Here is an 18,387-nt window from a genome sequence, read left to right on the forward strand (position 1 = left end):
GTCAGCCACCTTGGCCCAGCATCGCGGCGCAAGCCACGACTGCGGTCGCCGTCATCAGGCCGGCGACGAGGTACGCAACCACGGTCGCTGACAGCGCCAGTGCGCGGCCGTGGGTCTGGCCGCGCACGTCGCGGAGTCCGGCACGTGCACAGCGCACCGCGGCGGCGCTGACCAGTACTGCGGGAACAACCTCGAGTACGAGGCCCCATGCGTCGAACGACGGATCCGTGTAGGCCAGCGCGACCATCGCTTCGGCGCCGGCCCACAGGATCAGCGGCGTGAGTAGCGCGAGCACAATCGCCGAGACGGCGGCTGCCCGTGACCGGCGATGCTGAACATCGGTTGGGCGCATCGAGAGGCTGGTACGTAGGCGGCTGGCCGCGACCCATGCCGCCACACCAACCGCGACCAGAGCGAGGAACGAGAACAGAGCTGCGTTGTCCCTGTGATACGCCTCCGGCATCGGCCGCGATTCGTCCACGGACGTGCAGGCCGCGCCGAGCAGCACCACGACCATGCTCGCGACCCCGACACGTTCCAGCTGCCGCCTGTCACTCCGCACCACGGGAGCCTCCTACCGTCAGTAAAGGACGGCGGAGGGCGCCTGTACAGGCTCAGCTCGGGTAGATGCGGTAGCCGTTGAAGGTTCGGCGTTCGAAAGAGGAGTAGAAGGCGTCGGCGGTGTCGGTGACGAGGTCTATGCGTTGGGCGTGGGGCTCGAGATACTGCGTGACGTTCACGGGAGGGTCAGTACTTCGGCGCCGGTGTCGGTGACGACCAGCGTGTGTTCGAACTGCGCGGTGCGGGACTTGTCCTTGGTGGTGGCGGTCCAGCCGTCTTCCCAGAGGTCGTACTCGTACGTGCCGAGTGTCAGCATCGGCTCGATCGTGAACGTCATACCGGGCTCGATGACGTCGTCGAAGCGCTCGTCGTCGTAGTGGGGGATGATCAGGCCGGAGTGGAACGACGTCGAGATCCCATGACCGGTGAAGTCGCGGACGACGCCGTACCCGAAGCGCTTGGCGTAGGACTCGATCACGCGGCCGATGATGCTGACCTGCCGACCGGGTTTGACTGCCTTGATGCCGCGGTTCAGCGCCTCGAGGGTGCGCTCGACCAGCAGCCGGCTCTCCTCGTCGACATCGCCGACCAGGAACGTCGCGTTGGTGTCGCCGTGCACCCCGTCGAGGTACGCCGTGATGTCGACGTTGACGATGTCGCCGTTCTCCAGCGGACGGTCGTCCGGGATGCCGTGGCAGATGACCTCGTTGACCGAGGTGCACAGCGACTTCGGATAACCGCGGTAGCCGAGCGTCGACGGGTACGCGTTGCGCTCGATCAGGTACTCATGGCCGACCGCGTCCAGCTCGTCGGTCGTCACGCCCGGCTTCGCCGCCGCACCGACCGCCTGCAACGCCTGCGCGGCCAGCTTGCTCGCGACCCGCATCTTCTCGATCAGCTCGGGCGACGTCACGTACGAACCGTCGAACGGCGTCGGCGCCGGCTTGTCGACGTACTCCGGGCGCGGGATGGAGGCGGGGACGGCGCGGCGCGGCGAGATGTGGCCGGGAGTGAGGATCGACATGGTGAGATCATTCTATTCAGCTGCGACAAGACTCCCAGGAGGTGGTCATCCAGATGAGCGACGATCACAGCAACGAGTGGTACTACAACACCAAGACAGGCAAGGTCGAGCCGTACTCCGGTGCGAAGTCGGGCGACCGGCTGGGCCCGTACAGCTCCCCGGAGGAAGCCGCCCGCGCACTCGAGAAGGTCCAGGAACGCAACGAGGCCTGGGAGAACGACCCGAAGTGGGAGGACGACTGAGCGGTCGTCCCGGCCACATGCCGAGGGGCACCACCGGATCGGTGGTGCCCCTCAGGTTTGTAGCGGACGTCGCGCGAATGCGGACGACCGGATCAGCGGGCTACCCGCTTGGCCGCGGTCTTGCGAGCCGGGGCCTTCTTCGCGGCGGTCTTCCGGACCGCCGTCTTCTTCGCCGCCACGCGCTTCGCCGGCGCCTTCTTGGCAGCGGTCTTCGCCGGTGCCTTCTTGGCGGCGGTGGCGCGCTTGGCCGGCGCCTTCTTCGCAGCCGTCTTCCGCGCGACGGTCTTCTTCGCCGTCGTCGTCTTCTTGGCGGCGGTCGTGCGCTTGGCCGTCGTCTTCTTCGCTGCCGTCGTCTTCTTGGCAGCAGTAGCGCGCTTCGCCGGCGCCTTCTTCGCAACGGTCTTGCGGGCCGTGACCTTCTTCGCCGGGGCCTTCTTCGCAACGGCCTTCTTGGCGGTGGTGGTCTTGCGGGCCGGCGCCTTCTTCGCCACCGTCTTCTTAGCGGCGGTCTTCTTGGCCGCACTCACCTTCTTCGTCGCTGTCTTCTTTGCTGCGCTGACCTTGCGCGCGGTTGTCGTCCGCTTCGCCGGGGCCTTCTTCGCGACAGTCTTCTTGGCGGGAGAAGCCTTTTTGGCTGTCGCCTTCCCTGCGGCTGCCTTCTTGGCTGGCACTCTGCCTCCTTGGTGCGGCTGAGGAAAACCACGGTGGATTCCTCGTCGTCATGATGATGACAACACTTGTGCGCCACGTAAAGCACCCGAAACGTCTACAGGTTAAGGCGAACTGGCGGCAAAGAGCGGCGTAAATGCCGAAAATCCTTGTGCAGAAGGGATTCCGCCGTGCCGTGAGCATGCCGGACCGGCGCAATATTTTCTTGGCGACACGCGGCAGAATCTGCCGTGAAGTGCCCCGATCGGCGAGTGTTGTCCTCGGCAACGTCCTGCGAAGGTGAGGTGCAACGACCCCGTGAAGAGCATGTACGACGACCTCCACAACACCGTCGAACTGCCGCGCGAAGTACGTCGTGTGGTCAGCATCGTGCCGTCGTTGACGGAGTCGATCGCGGTCACACATCCGTCGTTGATCGTTGGTGCGACCGACTGGTGTACGCATCCCGCGGACCTCGATGTCGTCCGTCTTCGCGGTACCAAGAATCCCGATCTCGATCGCATCCGCGAACTCGCACCGGACGTCGTCGTCGCGAACGCCGAAGAGAATCGCGCGGCCGATCTCGACGCGTTGCGCGCGCACGGAATCGCGCTCTGGGTGACGGCGCCGACGACAGTGCCCGAATCACTCGACTCACTCGAACGCATGCTGTCCGCGATCGCCGGCGATGTGCCGGCCTGGTTGGTGCGAGCGCGCGAAGTGTGGAGTACGCCGTACGACGGAATGCGCCGGCGGGCCGTGATACCGATCTGGCGGCGACCGTGGATGGCGTTGGGACGGGACACGTTCGCGGGCGATCTACTCGCCCGGATCGGCGTCGACAACGTGCTCGCACATTCCGGCGAGCGTTATCCGAGGATCGATCCGGACGCGTTACCGGAGTACGACATCGTGGTGCTGCCGGACGAGCCTTATGCCTTTTCCCCGACCGATGGTCCGGAGGCGTTCGGCAAACCTGCACGCTGTATCTCGGGCCGCCATCTCACCTGGTACGGGCCGTCGCTCGTCGAAGCGCGCGAGCTGCTGACCGAGCAGCTGGCGTGATCTCTGCCTCGTCATCTAGACGGTTAGGTATGCCTCACCTACACTCGCCGGGTGCCGTCGATGACCGCGAAGAAGAAGTGCTGCAAGGACAAGCCGAGGTGCAAGAAGTGCCCGGTGGTGCTGATGCGCCTGTCCAAGGCAGGCTGCGCCGAGCGGGTCGACAAGGTCCACTACAAGGTGGACAAGAAGGTTCCCAAGAAGGTGCTGAAGCAGGCGCGCGCCCGCTAGGACGCTCGCCGCAGCGTGATCGCGTCGGCCGCCTCTCGCAGCAGACCGGGGATCGTCACGTGCGCGGCCTGACCGGTCGCCTCGAGGTCGTCGCCGTACCACCAGCCGTGTTTGCTGATGGTCTGCAGCTCGAGCTCCTCCTGGTTCGCGAACGTCACGTCGACGCGCTCCACCGCGACCGCGAAGAAGGTCTGGTGCTGGATGATCCGGCACCCGCCCCACTCGAACTCGATCGTGTTCGTCGCCACCGGCGTACCGAGCGCGTCGGCGGGCAGCACGATGCCGACCTCTTCGCGTAGTTCGCGGCTGGCCGCTTCGCCGACGGTCTCACCGGCTTCGACGCCGCCGCCGATCGTGAACCAGTACGGCGTCTGTGGTTTCAGCGGATCCCAGCCGTGCAGCAGCAGCACCTTGCCGTCCGGGCGCACCGGCAGCACGCGGGCCGTCGTACGGCGTCGGACCGTTCCTGGTGGTGGCAGCTCGGATTCGCTCACACCACAAAACGGTAAGCGACCCGGGCCACAGCGCGTCGTCCGATGCGGCGCGTCTCACATGGTTGCCGCAGACATCTACGATCGATGGCATGGCGAGTATCGGTCTTGGGCTGGCGGCGTTGGGGCGTCCGGGGTACATCAACCTCGGGCACGACGAGGATCTCCCGCCGGGTCGGGCGGTCGAGGATCTTCGGGTCCGAACGCACGAGCTGCTCGAGCAGGCTTGGTGGGCCGGTGTTCGGTATTTCGACGCCGCGCGTTCCTACGGTCTTGCCGAGCAGTTCCTCGGCGAGTGGCTGACGCCGGAGCGCCGTGCCCAACTCACGATCGGTTCGAAGTGGGGCTACACGTACGTCGGTGGCTGGCGTACCGACGCGGCCACGCACGAGGTCAAGGACCACGGCCTCGCCACGTTCGAACGGCAATGGCCCGAAACCCTTCAAGCGCTTGGTGGACCGCCGGACTTCTACCTCGTCCACAGTCTGACCGCCGACAGTCCCGCGCTCGACGACAAGCGCCTACTCGATCGCCTCACCGAGCTCGCCGACTCCGGCGTCCGCGTCGGACTGTCCACGAGCGGCCCACGCCAGTCCGAGACGCTCCGCAAGGCAATCGATCTAGGTACGCCGTTCTCCGCCGTACAGGCGACCTGGAACGTGCTGGAGCCTTCCGCCGGTGCTGCACTGGCCGAGGCGCATGAAGCCGGCTGGTTCGTCGTCGTCAAGGAGGCGGTCGCGAACGGGCGCCTCACCAGTCACGCCGGTGAGACGCCCTTCAACGAGTTCGCGCGCCAGCACGGCACTGCTCCCGACGCGCTGGCGATCGGTGCAGCCGTGGCTCAACCGTGGGCGGACATCGTCCTCAGCGGAGCCACGACTGCTTCCCAACTGGCGAGCAATCTCGCCTATCGAGTTGACGGACCGTTGACCGAGTTCATCCAGCAGCCCGAGGAGTACTGGACCGAACGCTCGGGCCTACCGTGGATCTGAGCTCCTGCCGGAGGGCACTCGCACCCGAGCTGGCCTTCGCCGCCGACGTGAGCGCGGCGTCCGGCTGCGGAGCCGGCACCGGCGGGCACTTGACGTCGGACTGGTTGCCCGGCAGGCGAGCCGGTAGCGCACCCGTCTGCAGGTAGGCCACGATCCGGTCATCAGTACACGTCACACCGGACAGCGAACCGGCGTGCGTCGTACCGCCGACGCCCTCGATGAGCACCGCGTGCGGGAACGTCTTGCGGGTCTGCAAGGCACCCGAGTACGGCGTTGCCGCGTCGAGCGTCTCGTTGATCAGCAGGGCGCCCTTCACCCGACGGCCGTCGACCTTCACCGGGTTGCCGGCCTTCGCCGGCCAGAAGGCGCACGGTGCGTTGAACCATGCGTTGTTCCAGGTCAGGAACGGCGCCTTGGCGTAGATGCTCCAGTTGTCACGGCGCCAGGTGTTCCAGTTGGTCGGCCACTTGGCGTCGGTGCAGGACACGCCGAGGTAGACGGCGTACCCGTTGTCGTCGAACGGCGGGGAGCCGTACAGGTCGACCAGGGGAGCGGCGTTGCGGTTGTGGACCCACTCGGAGAACGCGCTCGCCACGTCGACCCAGCCGTACACGTAGTACGCGGCCTGGGTGAAGATGTCGTTCCACTCGTCCGGACCGATCTTGCCGTCGGCGGGATGGCCGATGAGTTTGCGCATTTCGGCGTAATAGCGGGCTTCGACGACACGTTCGGTCGTGCCGAGATGCCAGACCGAGTCGTGCGCGGCGACGTACGCGAAGAACACCTTGACGCTCTTGTTGAACGCGATGTCCTGGTCGAGGTTGGCCTTGTACCAGACGCGCGTCGCGTTGACGACGCCGTCGAAGATGACGCGACGGAAGCGGTTCGGGTAGAGCGTGCCGTAGACCTGGCCGAGGTACGTGCCGTACGAGAAGCCGTAGTAGTTGATCTGCGGTGCGCCGAGCGCCTTGCGGATGCTCTCCATGTCGCGGACCGAGTCGAGCGTGGTCAGGTGACCGAGCAGCGCGTGCTGGGCGCTGTTGCACGCCTTCGCGTACGCCTTCGAGCGGTTGATCCAGACCTGCTCGAGCTTCGGCGTCACCGGGACGTACAGCGGGCGGTTGTAACCGGCGTAGTCCGGGATGCAGCTCAGTGCGGGCTGGCTCGAACCGACACCGCGCGGATCGAAACCGATCCAGTCGTACGCATCGCCCGCGCCGTTCGGCACGAACTCACCGAAGATCGCATAGATCAATCCGGAACCGCCCGGTCCACCCGGATTCACCAGCATCGGACCCTGCGCCTGCGCATCGGGCGTCTTGTGCAGGACCCGCGACACCGCCAGTTTGATCTTCGTTCCACCCGGGCGGTCGTAGTCCAGCGGCACCACGACGAACCCGCATTGTGCGCCCCGGCTCGCGAGCGTCGGATTTGTGCAGGCGCTCCATTGCACCGGCGGTGGCGTATAGCTCGCCGGCTTCGAGTTGGACTGGTTGGACGGTACGGCGCTCGCCGCCGGAATGGAGCTGATCACTCCACCGACCAGTGCGAACGAGACGCCTGCGGCAACAATCAATCGACGAATTCTCATCGGGCCTCCCCTTTTGCCGCAAACATCCTGAACCCGCGAAACCTGCGGAACAAGGCTTCGCGGGCAGTATCCGGAGAGCTACCCGGACAGCACGAGGAGTGGCTAGAAGGTGTGTTCGTCTCCCGGGAAGGCACCCGATGCGACCTCCGACGCGTACGTCGCGGCCGCGGTCGTGAGGATGCCGCGCAGGTCGGCGTACTGCTTCACGAATCGGGGCATACTGCCCGAGCGCAGGCCGGCCATGTCCTGCCAGACGAGGACCTGCGCGTCGGTGTCACGGCCCGCGCCGATGCCGATGGTCGGGATCGGGACGCGTTTGGTGATCTCCGCCGCGACGTCACCCGGGACCATTTCCAGCACCACCGAGAACGCACCGGCTTCGGCCAGCGCGACGGCGTCGTCGATGAGACCGGCGGCCTGATCGCCGCGACCCTGCACGCGGTACCCGCCGATGCTGTGCTCGCTCTGCGGTGTGAAGCCGATGTGCGCCATCACCGGGATGCCCGACTGCGTGAGCTTCTCTACCATCGGCACCATGTTCCGGCCGCCCTCGAGCTTGACCGCGTGCACACCGGCTTCCTTCATGAACCGGACGGCGGTGTGGAACGCCTGCTCCGGCGACGCCTGGTACGAACCGAACGGCAGGTCCGCGACGACCAGCGCATGCTCGACGGCACTCGCGACCGCACGCGCCAACGGGATCAGTTCGTCGACAGTCACGCGCAAGGTCGTGTCGTAGCCGAAGACGTTGTTCGCGGCGGAGTCGCCGACGAGCAGCACCGGAATGCCTGCCTGGTCGAAGATCTCGGCGGTGTACTGGTCGTACGCCGTGAGCATCGCCCACTTCTCGCCGCGGTTCTTGAAGTCGCGGAGGTGGTGGACGCGGTACCGCCGCGGTCGCTTGGCCGGGTCGCTCGCACTGCCCGACGACGGTTGGCCGCCGCCGGCCGCGGACGGACCTTCGGTACCGGCCGCCGCACTCGCCGACACCTGCGCGCGACGCGCGGCCCGATGCGTCGAGACCGGCTCGGCCGGGATCTGACTCGGCGCATCCTGCTGGACATTCGCCCGTCGCCGCGCACCGATCGGCCGCTGCCCGTCAGGCTCGTCACTCACCGGCGCATTGCTCTCGTACTCCGCACTCGGGTCCGACAAGTAACCGTTGCCCTGCTCCGGCTGATACCCCTCGATCATGTCCGGCATGTACGCCGTGATCGTCTGAGTATCCATCGGATTCACCGGCCGAGCTCCAGTCGGCTGCCGCGACCCCTCGTCACGCCTCGCCGGCTGATCCTTCCGAGCCGGCTCGTCACGCCGCGGCGCCTGTTCCGGTCGCGACGCTTGTTGCTGTCGTGGTGGTTGCTCCTGGGCAGGCTGTGGCTCCTGTCGCGAGGCCTGTTCTTGTTCTTGCCTGGCCAGCTGTGCTTGTAGTGCGGCGAGCTCCTGGCGTGCTCTCTGCTCGTGGGACGGCACCGGCTCGGGGCGTGGCTGCTCCGGGCGCGGGGGCTCGAGGCGCTGGACGGGCTCCTGCGGCTGGGCAGCTTCGCGCACCGGTTCCTGCGCGGGCGGCGCCTGACGCGGCGGTTGCTGCTGCGGACCGAGTCCGTTGCTCGAGTGGCTCACGCCGTTGCTCGACGCATGCCCGTTGCTCAGCCCGTTGCTCAGCCCGTTGCTCTGCGCCGGCGGCTGTGGTGCGGGGCTCGGCTGCGGCGCCAGAGCACTCCAGTTGGCACTGCCGTTCGACGCGTGCGGCGGTCGCGGTGTCACGCCGTTGCTCGACTGCGGTGCGGGCGGCCGCGGCGCCTGCGCACCAGGCTGACCGGGCTGACCCGACTGGCCGGGCTGACTCTGCGGCGGTCGTGCCCCATTGCTCCCCGGACCGAAGGGACTTGGCCGCCCCTGCGGCGGTTGCGGTGCCGGCGGCGGCTGCTGACCCTGCGGGCGGAACGGGCTCTCCTGGAACCGCTCGTACGACTCGTCGCGCGATTCCCCGTAGTACTCAGGCCTCTCCGGGCGCTGCGGCGGTGCCTGCCGCGGCTGGTGCTGCGACGGCGGCGGTGCGCTCGGCAGGTACGGCGGCTTCGGGACGTACGGCTGCTGCGGCACCGGGCCGCGCTCGTACGTCCGTGGTGCGTTCGGCAACGACGGCGACGGGTCGAGACCGAGCCCGGAACCGCCGGAGCCACGGTCCCGCCAGGTGTCGTTGTCGTAGTCCGAGCGGCGGTGCTCCTCGGTTGTCCGATTCTTCGGTCCGGTCCCGTACGGCGAGGGCAGCTCCTCGTCGTCGTCCTGGGTACCGGCCGACAGGAAGTTGTCAACCATGCCGCCATCGTCCCACCGTTGCGGAGGGTGAGCGCCACCGGCTGACGGTGAGCGATCGCTCACATCGTCCGGGTAGGTGTCGCGGGGCAGGCCGGAGCGGTCGTGGGTCTCGTCCGACGAGCCCCACGGGGATTCTTGGGATGGGCGGTACCGCCAGGAGTCACTCAGTGGTCGGCTGCCTTCCGTGCGTCCTCACGCCATGCGTTCGTGATCGGCAACCGGCGGTCCCGGCCGAAGGCCTTGTGGGTCAGCTTCGGGCCCGGTGGGTACTGCCGGCGCTTGTACTCCGCGCGGTCGACGAGCTGGATCACCTTCGTGACCAGCTCGGCGTCGAACCCGGCAGCGACGAGTTCCGCACTGCCGCGGTCCTGCTCGACGTAGTCGTCGAGCATGTCGTCGAGCAGGTCGTACGGCGGCAGCGAGTCGGTGTCCTGCTGCCCCGGGCGAAGCTCGGCCGACGGGGGCTTGACGATCGAGTTCTCCGGGATCGGGGGCTGCTGCCCCTTCTCCTCGGCGTCGGCGTTGCGCCACTTCGCGAGCCGCCAGACGAGCGTCTTCGGGAGGTCCTTCAACGGTGCGTAGCCGCCGACCGCGTCGCCGTAGATGGTCGAGTAGCCGACGGACAGCTCGGACTTGTTGCCACAGGCAAGCACCAGGTGGCCGTCGGCGTTCGACAGTCCCATCCAGACCACAGCACGGACGCGGGCCTGCAGGTTCTCCTCGGCCAGTCCGGTCAGGCCGAGCGTGTCGAGGAACGGTTGCACCATCGGCTGGATCGGCACGACCCGGTAGTTCAGGCCGGTCCGGGCGGCGAGCTCGGCGGCGTCGTCCTTGGAGTGGTCGCTGGAGTAGATGCTCGGGTTGGAGATCCCGAAGACGTGCTCGGCGCCGATCGCGTCGCAGGCGATCGCGGCGACCAGCGACGAGTCGATGCCGCCGGACAGTCCGAGCAGGACGGACTTGAAGCCGTTCTTCTGGACGTAGTCGCGCAGGCCGGTCACGATCGCGCCGTACATCTCGGCCTCGTCCGACAACTGCGGTGCGATCACCGGCTCCATCGCGTCGTACGGCTCGACCGGATCCTCGTGCAGGACGGTGTGCACGATCTCGATGCCTTCGTAGGTGCCTTCCGGCGCACCTTCGGCGGCCGGGAGGTCGAGGTCGACGATCATGCTGCCCTGCTCGAACTGCGGGGCGCGGGCGAACACCTTGCCGTCGGCATCGGCGACCAGCGAGTCGCCGTCGAAGACGAGTTCGTCCTGGCCGCCGACGAGGTTCACGTAGGCGAGCGCGCAACCCGCCTCGCGGGCGCGCCGCCGTACCAGGTCGCCGCGGCTGTCGTCCTTGTTCGCCTCGTACGGCGAGCTGTTGATCACGAGCAGGAGACCGGCGCCCGCTTCGTGGGTGACCGCGGCCGGGCCGCCGTCCTGCCAGAGGTCCTCGCAGATCACCAGCGCGACGTCGATGCCGTGGATCCGGATCACCTGCAGGGTGTTGCCGGGGACGAAGTGCCGGAACTCGTCGAAGACGCCGTAGTTCGGCAGGTGGTGCTTGACCGCGCTGGTGACGACGCGGCCCTGGTGGATGACCGCGGCGGAGTTGGTCGGGGAGCCTTTCGGCCGGCCCAGCCGGTCGACGCCCATCGCCGTACCGCCGGCCCGGTCGAGGTATCCGCAGACCACGACGATGTCCCCGAGCCCTTCGTCGGCGAGCCGCTGCGCGAGATCGTGGATCCGGCTCTGCGACGCATCCACGAACGACGCCCGCAGCGCCAGATCCTCCACCGGATACCCGGTCAGCCCGAGCTCGGGAAAGGCCACCACATGCGCACCTTGCTCGACCGCGTTCCGGGTCCACGCGACGATCTTGTCGGCGTTCCCAGCAATGTCACCCACGGTCACATTCAGCTGAGCAAGAGCAACTCGGAGTTGAGGCACGGGAGCACATTACTGGTTCCCCCCGCTCATCCCCACGCCCCTCTCCAACCTCTTACGTATTACGTACGCCAAAGGTCCTGATCAGTACTTGGTGGATGTACGGGCGACCAGGAGTGGGGTCAGGGTGGTCCAGCCGAGGGACTCGTAGAGGGGGCGGCCGGTGGGGGAGGCGGAGAGGTAGGCGGTGGGGGTGGGGGTGGAGTGGGCCAGGGCGGTCATGAGGGCTCGGGCCAGGCCGCGGCGGCGGTGGGCGGGGTCGGTGGTGATGAGGTCGGCTACGGCGCCGGTGTGGAGGACGGCCATCCGGCCGGTGGCGGCGATCTCGCCGTACCCGTAGATCTGGGCGTCGACGATCGACGGCGTGGTGGAGACCTCGAGGGTGTACGGCGCGGGCACGGGGTACGACGCCTGCTCGGCCAGGCTGATCGTCATCAGCCATTCGGTACGGAGCGACTCGAGTGGTTTGAGGTCGGCGGCGAGGCGAGCCGGGTCGTCGGTGGTGATCGCCAACCAGGACGTGCCGGGCGGATGGCAGTCTGTCAGCGCGAGATGCGCCGCGGCGGCCGCATGAGCTTCGGTGGCGACGTACTCGACCCGTCGCTCCGGTTCGCCGACGCGTACGACGGTGACGTCGTCGACCTGCTGATAATCGGTCCACCCGCGCGACGCGGACCATCCGCGCTGCCAGCGGGTCAGGGCGTCGTCGTGCACCCGCCTATGGAACAGCGACGAAGGTTCACGCCCGAAGGAACTTTGGATGGACGCCGCACCGCTCCGGCGCGGATTGACTGGTGCCATGAGCATCCAGGCCGGACCGACCGGGCTGAGTGAGCGCGCACTCGGCCCGGACCTCGCGCGCGGATTCATGCTGCTGTTCATCGCGCTCGCCAATTCGCACTACTTCGTCTACAGCGACCGCGTCTTCGGCGGCTTCCCGACCGACGGCTCGGCAGTCGATCGCGTGGCCGGCCTGCTGATCTCGACCTTCGTCGACGGCCGCGCGTTCCCGATGTTCGGCGTCCTCTTCGGGTACGGCGTCGCGCAGATCGTCCGCCGCCAACGCGAATCCGGCAAGGGCTGGTGGCCGATCCGCAAGCTGCTCTGGCGGCGCAGCCTCGTCCTGATCGTCCTCGGTTTCCTGCACGCGATGCTGCTCTACATCGGCGACATCCTCGCGGCGTACGGCGTCCTGCTGTTGCTCGGTGTGTGGGCCCTGCGCTGGAAGGACCGCTGGCTGTTCGTCGTCGCCGCGCTCGTCCTCATCCTCACCTCGCTACCGAGCGACGACTCGCTCGCGACCTCGTCCGACGCGGCCGACCCGGCGATGGTCCCGCCGGACTTCCTCGGTCAGTTCGGCGACCGGATCGTCGTACAGCCGTTCATCGCCGGCCTCGGCTGGATCGGCTTCGTCACGCCGTTCCTGATCGGCCTGTGGGCCGGCCGCCGCCGCATCCTCGAACGCCCGGCGCAGCACCTCACCCTCCTCCGTACGACGGCACTCGTCGGCCTCACGATCGCGGTCGTCGGCGCGCTCCCGGTCTCGCTCGTCGTCGGCGGCGTACTCGCCCGACCGAGCGACCACGCGCTGTCGATCCTCGGACCGTTGCACGACGCAACCGGTGTCTTCGGCGGCGTCGGGTACGCCGCACTCATCGTGCTCATCGCCCGCAGGCTCAGCGAGTCCCGAGGCGATCGCCAGGGCCCGGTCTCCCTGGCGATCGCAGCTGTGGGACAACGTTCGCTGACGTGCTACCTCTCCCAATCGGTCGTGTGGGCCGTCGCGTTCACGCCGTACCTGCTCGACCTGTCGCACACGCTCACCACAACCACCACGGCCCTGCTCGCCGTCGCGACCTGGCTGGCGACCGTACTGCTCGCCGACCGGATGCGCCGCGCGAACTACCGCGGCCCGTTCGAGATCCTGATCCGGCGGATCACCTATCAGCCGAAGAGAACAGCAGCCACTCTGTCGCGGAGCTCGGGCAACCGCGCGTAGAACACGTCACCCGGGCACTGCGTCGTGTTGTAGTCGCGATGCCCGACGATCGCGACATGCGGATCGAGGCCGTACTTCGTGCACAACCACGCGCACGTCAGCACGGACATGTCGAACAGCGGGACCGTCACGTCCTCGCTGACGTAGATGCCTTCGTGCTCGATGCCGATCGTGTGGCTGTTCTGGTTCGCGGTCTGGGCGCCGAGGACGTTCTGGCCGTTGTTGATCGCCGACAACGACTTGCTCCGGCCCTCCATCAGGAACCCGCCGCGGCTGATCGTGAGCTGGTTGCCCATGTCGATCCAGCCGTTGGTGTCCATGTGCAGGTCCTGGATCCAGTGCTGGACCGAGTACGCGGCCGCGAGCGAGTAGTCCGTGACGTTCGGGCTCGCGGTGTGATGGATGACGATGTGGTCGGGCTTGCCGATCACCTGGGTCGCCGACTTGGGCGGGCGCGCCGACCACTCGGTCCGCGTGTAACAGCGCGGCGCGGGCGCGGCGAGCGCTGTTGTGGGCCTGGCTGCGGCCAGGGTCCCGCCGAGCAGTACGCCGCCGGCGGTCGCGCCGAGCAACGTACGCCGGGAGACCCGGGCGCGTTGGATATTTTCTGGGGCGGTCATGTTGTAGAAAATTCCCTACGAACCGGCACTCCAAACCGCCTCGACCTGCAGCTCGACAGGAGGTGTCTGCCGATGGGGCCGGAATCGCGGTTCGCGCAGGCGTGGAGGCACGGGCAGTGCACGTATACGTCCTGTCGAGCTGCAGGTGAGAGGTTGGTGTGTAATGGCGGGCGTGACTGTTCGTGAGCGGCCGGAGGACGCCAGGCTGGGTCGAGCCGGCAAGGCGGTGCGGGTTCTGGTCGCCGTGGCCGGGATCGGGCTGCTGATCAACGGATCGGTGCGCGCATCCGACGACGCGTGGCCGTTCGGACCGATGTCGCAGTACGCGATGTCGGTGCCGGACGACGCCAAGATCGACTACACCCGGATCAGCGCGGTCACCGATGCCGGTACGACGGTCGACGTACCGCTGAACATCGAGGGCGCCGGCGTCGCCCGGGCCGAGATCGAGGCGCGGACCGGCGAGATCGTGAAGAACCCGTCGCTGCTGCAGCAGGTCGCGGACGGGTGGGCTCGGAAGCATCCTGACAAGCCGAAGTACGTGAAGCTCGAACTGATCCGCGACACGACCCAACTGGTCAAGGGCCGGGTCGAGGGACCGCCGACGTCGCAGGTGCTCGCGACGTGGGAGGTACGTCGATGAGGGCCGTCAACTGGTTCACACCGGCGATCGCCCTGGGGCGGATCGCGTGGTTGCGGACGATCCTGTATCTGTTCGTCATCCTCGACATGCACGCCTTCGTCCGCGACACCCGCGACAAGGGCGAGCATCCCGGGCTCTATCAACCGCTGCTGCTGGCCCGGCTGCTCGACCTGCCCAAGCCGTCGGTCGCGAACACGACCGCGCTGTACTTCGTGCTGATCGTGGCCTGCCTGATCGGTGCCTCGAACTACTTCCCGCGGATCGCCGGCTGGATCGTCGCGCCGGCGTTCACCTGGTGGGTGCTGATCGGGATGAGCGACGGGAAGGTCGACCACGACCACCTCGCGCTGGTGATCGCGCTGTGGGTCCTCCCGACCGTCGGCGGTGCTCGGCGGGGGCGGGCGTCGTACGGCGATCAGACCCGGTCGGAGGCGGCCGGCTGGGCGATCCGGTGCGTGCAGATCTGCGTGATCGCGACGTACTTCCTGTCCTCGATCGCGAAACTGCGCAGTGCCGGATGGGCGTTGACGTGGCCCGGGAGCGCAGTACTGACCTGGGCGATCGTGCGCCGGCCGCATCCGGTCGGGGAGTGGCTGCTGCACTATCCGTGGGTGCTGCACGTGATGCAGTGGGTCGGGATCATCGGGGAGTTCTGTTCGCCGGTGATCCTGTGGCTCAAGGGGCGGTGGCAGTTGCTCGGGGCCCTGTTCTTCCTCGGGTTCCACGCGGCGAATACGGCGATCCTGCTGATCCACTTCCTGCCGACCGTGGTCTGCTGGTTGGCTTTTGCCCCGCTCGAACGGATCGTGCCTTGGTACCAGGCGCGACGGGTGAAGAAACGGTCAGACGACGCCCGAGAGGCCGAACACGAGGCCGAAGAGGGCCGGGAGGCCCAGCAGCAGGCCGGCGCGTAGGCGGAACCGGCGGCCGCCCGGTCCCGGCGTACGGACGATCCGGGAGAGCACGGCACCGGCGTACCCGAAGACCAGGGCGGCGAGCAGGATCTGTTGGGTCGGCAGGCTGTCCGCGTCGTGGTGGGTCAGGCCGAGCGTCACCAGTCCGGGGCAGCAGAACGCGCACATGCCGAATCCGAGCTCGGGGATCGGCAGCCAGCGGCGGCCGAGCACGTCTTTCTCGGCGGGTCGCTTCCGGCGCAGTGATTGGATGAAGCGCGCCGTACTGACGATGAGGTCGCTGAGGCAGAGGATCGCGGCGACGATGAGTGCTGCATGGAAGATCGTCTGCACGGGAACACGCTAGGCCCCTGGGCATGCCTGTGTCCGCCTGGGGACGTAACGTCTGCTTAACAGAGGCGGGGCACACTGTGAGAAGTTCTGGACCTGGGCGAGAGGTGGACTGATGGACAAGCAGCAGGAGTTCGTGCTGCGCGCGCTGGAGGAGCGCGACGTACGCTTCGTGCGGCTCTGGTTCACCGACGTACTCGGGTTCCTGAAGTCGGTCGCGGTGGCGCCGGCGGAGCTGGAGAGCGCGTTCGCGGAGGGGCTCGGGTTCGACGGGTCGGCGATCGAGGGGTTCGCCCGGGTGACCGAGGCCGACATGCTGGCCAAGCCGGACCCGTCGACGTTCCAGATCCTGCCCTGGCGCGGCGAGACGATGGGTACGGCGCGGATGTTCTGCGACATCAACATGCCGGACGGGTCGGCGTCGTTCGCCGATCCCCGTCATGTGCTGAAGCGGACGCTGTCGAAGGCTGCCGATCTGGGGTTCACGTTCTACACGCATCCCGAGATCGAGTTCTATCTGTTCAAGTCGCTGACCGGTGCGCCTGGTACGACGCCTGAGCCGGTCGACTCGTCCGGGTACTTCGACCACACGCCGCAGGGCATCGGCAACGACTTCCGCCGTGAGGCGATCACGATGCTCGAGTCGATGGGGATCTCGGTCGAGTTCAGCCACCACGAGGGCGGGCCGGGTCAGCAGGAGATCGACCTGCGGTACGCCGACGCGCTGTCGACCGCCGACAACATCATGACGTTCCGCGTCGTGGTGAAGGAGGTGGCGCTGTCGCAGGGGATCTACGCGTCGTTCATGCCGAAGCCGCTGTCGGATCAGCCGGGGTCGGGGATGCATACGCATATGTCGCTGTTCGAGGGCGACCGGAATGCGTTCTTCGAGGGCGGGGCGCAGTACCAGCTGTCGAAGACCGGGCGGGCGTTCATCGCCGGGCTGCTGCGTCACGCCGGGGAGATCACGGCGGTGACGAACCAGTGGGTGAACTCGTACAAGCGTTTGGCGGTCGGGGACGAGGCGCCGTCGTTCATCTCGTGGGGGCATAACAACCGGTCTGCGCTGGTGCGGGTGCCGATGTACAAGCCGCACAAGGGGCAGTCTTCGCGGGTCGAGTTCCGGTCGTTGGACTCTGCTGCCAATCCTTATCTGGCTTTTGCTCTGATGCTCGCTGCGGGGCTGAAGGGGATCGAGGAGGGCTACGAGCTGCCTGCGGAGGTCGAGGACGACATCTGGTCGTTGACCTCTCGGGAGCGCAAGGCTCTCGGCATCAAGCCGTTGCCCAGCAGCCTGGCCGAAGCCATCAGCGCGATGGAGGACAGCGAACTGGTCGCCGAGACGCTCGGCGAACACGTCTTCGACTTCTTCCTCCGCAACAAGCGCGCCGAGTGGCAGGACTACCGGCGCCAGGTAACCCCCTTCGAACTCAACAAACTCCTGCCTGTCCTGTAGCAGCAGGTAGTCGACCCCCGCCCTCGCCCTCGGGTGCGCGCTTATCGCGCGGTGAGTGGATAGGCCGGCGCTTGCTGATCGGATGGGTTGGTCGGTGGGACTCTGCTGCGGGGTATCGGCGACCTGAACCGGTCGGTGAGAGGGCCGGCGTGGTCAGGCGTCGACTTTGAAGGGGTCGTGTTCGGTGAGGAGTTTGTCGAGGCGGGCTTGGTCTACTCGGGTGGTTACTTCGGTGAGTTCTTGGCGGTCGCGGACCACCTTGCAGAGGACGACGGTCGAGGTGACGACGTAGAGCATGCCCAGGGCCAGGAAGGCTCGGACCCAGGGTTGGGCCGGGAGGTAGATGAGGGCGACGGTCATCGCGGTGAGGGAGATGCCGAAGGATGCGACCGACTGGGCGTAGAACGCGGCGGTCTGCTGGGGCTGGATGCTTTTGCTCATGCCGGAATCGTCGATCACGCGGGCGTGCCCCACATCAGCAAAATCACTCAGGTGTGTTCTAGCTGCAGGCTCGAAATCCCGGTGAATGATTGCGGGATGCGGAGCAGTCGGGGCGGCGGCGCGGAGTGCGTTTGGCAGATGCTCGATCTGGAGCGGTTCAGCGGGTGTCGCGATCAGCTCGTACGGGCCGTACCAGACGAGCCAGTCGAAGGCGGTTGAGAGGACGGCAACTTGGCCGAGTTCGTCGACGGCCAGGAAATCCCACTCCCATCTCCAATATGTGGCGTCAGCCGATGAGGACTTCGAGGATCTTGGTGGGGGTGCGGTCCAGGGTTGGGAAGCCTGTGGTGAGTTTGCCGATGATGGTTGCGGGTGGGGTGTCGGCACCGTCAACAGGCACGATGAAGAAGGTGCCGGTGTTGCCGAGGTCGGGGGTGTTGCTGAGGGCAACTGTGCCGCGGGGGTAGGTCTCGTGGCCGGTGAGTTCGGGGGTGAAGTGGTAGCCAGGCCGGCCCGCGCCGCACTCGAGGATCGCCCGGGTGTGGCGCGGGCACGGGGTCTGGTTGTAGTAGCGCTTCAGGGCGAGGTAGGTGAAGCTGTGCACCGCGCACGGGCCAGCGCTGCGGTCCAGGGTGACGACGAGGTCGCCGCGGTCGGTGCGGATGGTCGCCTTGACCAGCCCGATCGTCGGGGCGAGCGAGTACGGCGGACGGCCGCTCTCGCCCGGAGTACGCACGTACTGGCAGTTCTTGAACAGCGTCGTCGCAGCCTGGGCGCGGGCTACCCAGCCCTCGACGACGAGCGCGAGGGCGGCGACCAGCAGGACGGCGACAACCCGTTTCCAGTGACGCATAGTCCCGAAGGTAACACTGAGTATGCAGGTTGC

At 67.3% G+C, this 18,387-nt stretch carries 21 protein-coding genes; 8 read left to right on the plus strand and 13 right to left on the minus strand.

Annotated elements, in window-relative coordinates; all coding sequences use genetic code 11:
* Position 1: 1 nt before the first annotated feature.
* Genes OHA10_RS24840 through map form a run of 3 tightly spaced genes read right to left on the minus strand, consistent with a single transcriptional unit; the run spans position 2 to position 1,585 of the window.
* Positions 2-565 (minus strand): hypothetical protein, encoded by a 564-nt coding sequence (locus OHA10_RS24840; protein WP_371401161.1) that lies wholly within the window; start codon positions 563-565, stop codon positions 2-4.
* Positions 566-614: 49 nt separating this feature from the next.
* Positions 615-740, minus strand: coding sequence for a hypothetical protein (locus OHA10_RS24845; RefSeq protein WP_371401162.1), 126 nt, complete (start codon positions 738-740; stop codon positions 615-617).
* The gene (gene map / locus OHA10_RS24850; RefSeq protein ID WP_371401163.1) at positions 737-1,585 is read right to left on the minus strand and encodes a type I methionyl aminopeptidase; all 849 of its coding nucleotides are present in this window, start codon (positions 1,583-1,585) and stop codon (positions 737-739) included. The genes OHA10_RS24845 and map overlap by 4 nt, the downstream gene beginning before the upstream one ends.
* Positions 1,586-1,638: 53 nt before the next feature.
* Between map and OHA10_RS24855 the strand changes: the two genes are divergently transcribed.
* Positions 1,639-1,827 carry a hypothetical protein gene (locus OHA10_RS24855; protein ID WP_137254254.1) on the plus strand — a complete coding sequence of 63 codons (189 nt, stop codon included), beginning with the start codon at positions 1,639-1,641 and terminating at the stop codon, positions 1,825-1,827.
* Between the two features lie 92 nt (positions 1,828-1,919).
* On the opposite strand, the gene OHA10_RS24860 is transcribed toward OHA10_RS24855, so the two are convergent.
* Positions 1,920-2,498, minus strand: coding sequence for a histone H1-like repetitive region-containing protein (locus OHA10_RS24860; protein ID WP_371401164.1), 579 nt, complete (start codon positions 2,496-2,498; stop codon positions 1,920-1,922).
* Positions 2,499-2,802: 304 nt separating this feature from the next.
* Here OHA10_RS24860 and OHA10_RS24865 point away from each other — a divergent pair, with 304 nt between their 5' ends.
* Both OHA10_RS24865 and OHA10_RS24870 read left to right on the plus strand, forming a co-directional pair.
* On the plus strand, positions 2,803-3,540 hold the full coding sequence (locus OHA10_RS24865) for a helical backbone metal receptor (RefSeq protein ID WP_371407988.1): 738 nt from the start codon (positions 2,803-2,805) through the stop codon (positions 3,538-3,540).
* A gap of 51 nt (positions 3,541-3,591) precedes the next feature.
* Positions 3,592-3,768, plus strand: a complete 177-nt coding sequence (locus OHA10_RS24870) for a hypothetical protein (RefSeq protein WP_371408047.1) — start codon at positions 3,592-3,594, stop codon at positions 3,766-3,768.
* Here the strand turns inward: OHA10_RS24870 and OHA10_RS24875 are convergent.
* Positions 3,765-4,262, minus strand: a complete 498-nt coding sequence (locus tag OHA10_RS24875) for an NUDIX hydrolase (RefSeq protein WP_371401165.1) — start codon at positions 4,260-4,262, stop codon at positions 3,765-3,767. The two genes, OHA10_RS24870 and OHA10_RS24875, sit on opposite strands and share 4 nt — an antisense overlap.
* 89 nt (positions 4,263-4,351) lie before the next feature.
* Between OHA10_RS24875 and OHA10_RS24880 the strand changes: the two genes are divergently transcribed.
* Positions 4,352-5,251: an aldo/keto reductase gene (locus OHA10_RS24880; RefSeq protein WP_371401166.1), complete on the plus strand. Its 900-nt coding sequence runs from the start codon at positions 4,352-4,354 to the stop codon at positions 5,249-5,251.
* Here the strand turns inward: OHA10_RS24880 and OHA10_RS24885 are convergent.
* The 4 genes from OHA10_RS24885 to OHA10_RS24900 all read right to left on the minus strand — a co-directional run bounded on the left by OHA10_RS24885 (position 5,196) and on the right by OHA10_RS24900 (position 11,812).
* Positions 5,196-6,842 (minus strand): alpha/beta hydrolase, encoded by a 1,647-nt coding sequence (locus tag OHA10_RS24885; RefSeq protein WP_371401167.1) that lies wholly within the window; start codon positions 6,840-6,842, stop codon positions 5,196-5,198. The two genes, OHA10_RS24880 and OHA10_RS24885, sit on opposite strands and share 56 nt — an antisense overlap.
* A gap of 102 nt (positions 6,843-6,944) precedes the next feature.
* Entirely contained in the window at positions 6,945-9,164 is a 2,220-nt protein-coding gene (gene panB, locus OHA10_RS24890; RefSeq protein ID WP_371401168.1) for a 3-methyl-2-oxobutanoate hydroxymethyltransferase, read from the minus strand.
* A 164-nt stretch (positions 9,165-9,328) separates the two neighbouring features.
* Complete coding sequence (locus OHA10_RS24895) at positions 9,329-11,101, minus strand: NAD+ synthase (RefSeq protein ID WP_371401169.1); 1,773 nt, start codon at positions 11,099-11,101, stop codon at positions 9,329-9,331.
* An 81-nt stretch (positions 11,102-11,182) separates the two neighbouring features.
* Positions 11,183-11,812 (minus strand): GNAT family N-acetyltransferase, encoded by a 630-nt coding sequence (locus OHA10_RS24900; RefSeq protein ID WP_371401170.1) that lies wholly within the window; start codon positions 11,810-11,812, stop codon positions 11,183-11,185.
* An 85-nt stretch (positions 11,813-11,897) separates the two neighbouring features.
* Here OHA10_RS24900 and OHA10_RS24905 point away from each other — a divergent pair, with 85 nt between their 5' ends.
* Entirely contained in the window at positions 11,898-13,097 is a 1,200-nt protein-coding gene (locus tag OHA10_RS24905; RefSeq protein ID WP_371401171.1) for a DUF418 domain-containing protein, read from the plus strand.
* Here the strand turns inward: OHA10_RS24905 and OHA10_RS24910 are convergent.
* Positions 13,043-13,717, minus strand: coding sequence for a peptidoglycan recognition family protein (locus tag OHA10_RS24910; protein ID WP_371401172.1), 675 nt, complete (start codon positions 13,715-13,717; stop codon positions 13,043-13,045). The two genes, OHA10_RS24905 and OHA10_RS24910, sit on opposite strands and share 55 nt — an antisense overlap.
* A gap of 163 nt (positions 13,718-13,880) precedes the next feature.
* Between OHA10_RS24910 and OHA10_RS24915 the strand changes: the two genes are divergently transcribed.
* Both OHA10_RS24915 and OHA10_RS24920 read left to right on the plus strand, forming a co-directional pair.
* A complete protein-coding gene (locus OHA10_RS24915; protein WP_371401173.1) occupies positions 13,881-14,360 on the plus strand; it encodes a hypothetical protein in 480 nt (159 codons plus the stop codon).
* Positions 14,357-15,274, plus strand: a complete 918-nt coding sequence (locus OHA10_RS24920; RefSeq protein WP_371401174.1) for a hypothetical protein — start codon at positions 14,357-14,359, stop codon at positions 15,272-15,274. The genes OHA10_RS24915 and OHA10_RS24920 overlap by 4 nt, the downstream gene beginning before the upstream one ends.
* Here OHA10_RS24920 and OHA10_RS24925 read toward each other — a convergent pair.
* Positions 15,203-15,607, minus strand: coding sequence for a hypothetical protein (locus tag OHA10_RS24925; protein ID WP_371401175.1), 405 nt, complete (start codon positions 15,605-15,607; stop codon positions 15,203-15,205). The genes OHA10_RS24920 and OHA10_RS24925 overlap by 72 nt on opposite strands.
* 112 nt (positions 15,608-15,719) lie before the next feature.
* On the opposite strand from OHA10_RS24925, the gene glnA reads away from it, so the two are divergent.
* Positions 15,720-17,060, plus strand: a complete 1,341-nt coding sequence (gene glnA / locus OHA10_RS24930) for a type I glutamate--ammonia ligase (RefSeq protein ID WP_371401176.1) — start codon at positions 15,720-15,722, stop codon at positions 17,058-17,060.
* A 153-nt stretch (positions 17,061-17,213) separates the two neighbouring features.
* Here the strand turns inward: glnA and OHA10_RS24935 are convergent, their stop codons facing one another.
* Positions 17,214-17,501, minus strand: a complete 288-nt coding sequence (locus OHA10_RS24935) for a YiaA/YiaB family inner membrane protein (protein WP_371401177.1) — start codon at positions 17,499-17,501, stop codon at positions 17,214-17,216.
* A gap of 286 nt (positions 17,502-17,787) precedes the next feature.
* Complete coding sequence (locus tag OHA10_RS24940; protein WP_371401178.1) at positions 17,788-18,354, minus strand: peptidylprolyl isomerase; 567 nt, start codon at positions 18,352-18,354, stop codon at positions 17,788-17,790.
* Between the last annotated feature and the right edge of the window lie 33 nt (positions 18,355-18,387).

The organism is Kribbella sp. NBC_00662 (genome assembly GCF_041430295.1).
Taxonomy (GTDB): domain Bacteria; phylum Actinomycetota; class Actinomycetes; order Propionibacteriales; family Kribbellaceae; genus Kribbella.

Excerpts from the sequence above, each read along its gene's own strand:
- OHA10_RS24905 (WP_371401171.1), top strand. The coding sequence starts at position 11,898 with ATGAGCATCCAGGCCGGACCGACCGGGCTGAGTGAGCGCGCACTCGGC.
- OHA10_RS24865 (WP_371407988.1), top strand. The coding sequence starts at position 2,803 with ATGTACGACGACCTCCACAACACCGTCGAACTGCCGCGCGAAGTACGT.
- OHA10_RS24935 (WP_371401177.1), bottom strand. The coding sequence starts at position 17,501 with ATGAGCAAAAGCATCCAGCCCCAGCAGACCGCCGCGTTCTACGCCCAG.
- OHA10_RS24940 (WP_371401178.1), bottom strand. The coding sequence starts at position 18,354 with ATGCGTCACTGGAAACGGGTTGTCGCCGTCCTGCTGGTCGCCGCCCTC.
- OHA10_RS24855 (WP_137254254.1), top strand. The coding sequence starts at position 1,639 with ATGAGCGACGATCACAGCAACGAGTGGTACTACAACACCAAGACAGGC.
- OHA10_RS24915 (WP_371401173.1), top strand. The coding sequence starts at position 13,881 with ATGGCGGGCGTGACTGTTCGTGAGCGGCCGGAGGACGCCAGGCTGGGT.
- map (WP_371401163.1), bottom strand. The coding sequence starts at position 1,585 with ATGTCGATCCTCACTCCCGGCCACATCTCGCCGCGCCGCGCCGTCCCC.
- panB (WP_371401168.1), bottom strand. The coding sequence starts at position 9,164 with ATGGTTGACAACTTCCTGTCGGCCGGTACCCAGGACGACGACGAGGAG.
- OHA10_RS24880 (WP_371401166.1), top strand. The coding sequence starts at position 4,352 with ATGGCGAGTATCGGTCTTGGGCTGGCGGCGTTGGGGCGTCCGGGGTAC.
- OHA10_RS24920 (WP_371401174.1), top strand. The coding sequence starts at position 14,357 with ATGAGGGCCGTCAACTGGTTCACACCGGCGATCGCCCTGGGGCGGATC.
- glnA (WP_371401176.1), top strand. The coding sequence starts at position 15,720 with ATGGACAAGCAGCAGGAGTTCGTGCTGCGCGCGCTGGAGGAGCGCGAC.
- OHA10_RS24910 (WP_371401172.1), bottom strand. The coding sequence starts at position 13,717 with ATGACCGCCCCAGAAAATATCCAACGCGCCCGGGTCTCCCGGCGTACG.
- OHA10_RS24885 (WP_371401167.1), bottom strand. The coding sequence starts at position 6,842 with ATGAGAATTCGTCGATTGATTGTTGCCGCAGGCGTCTCGTTCGCACTG.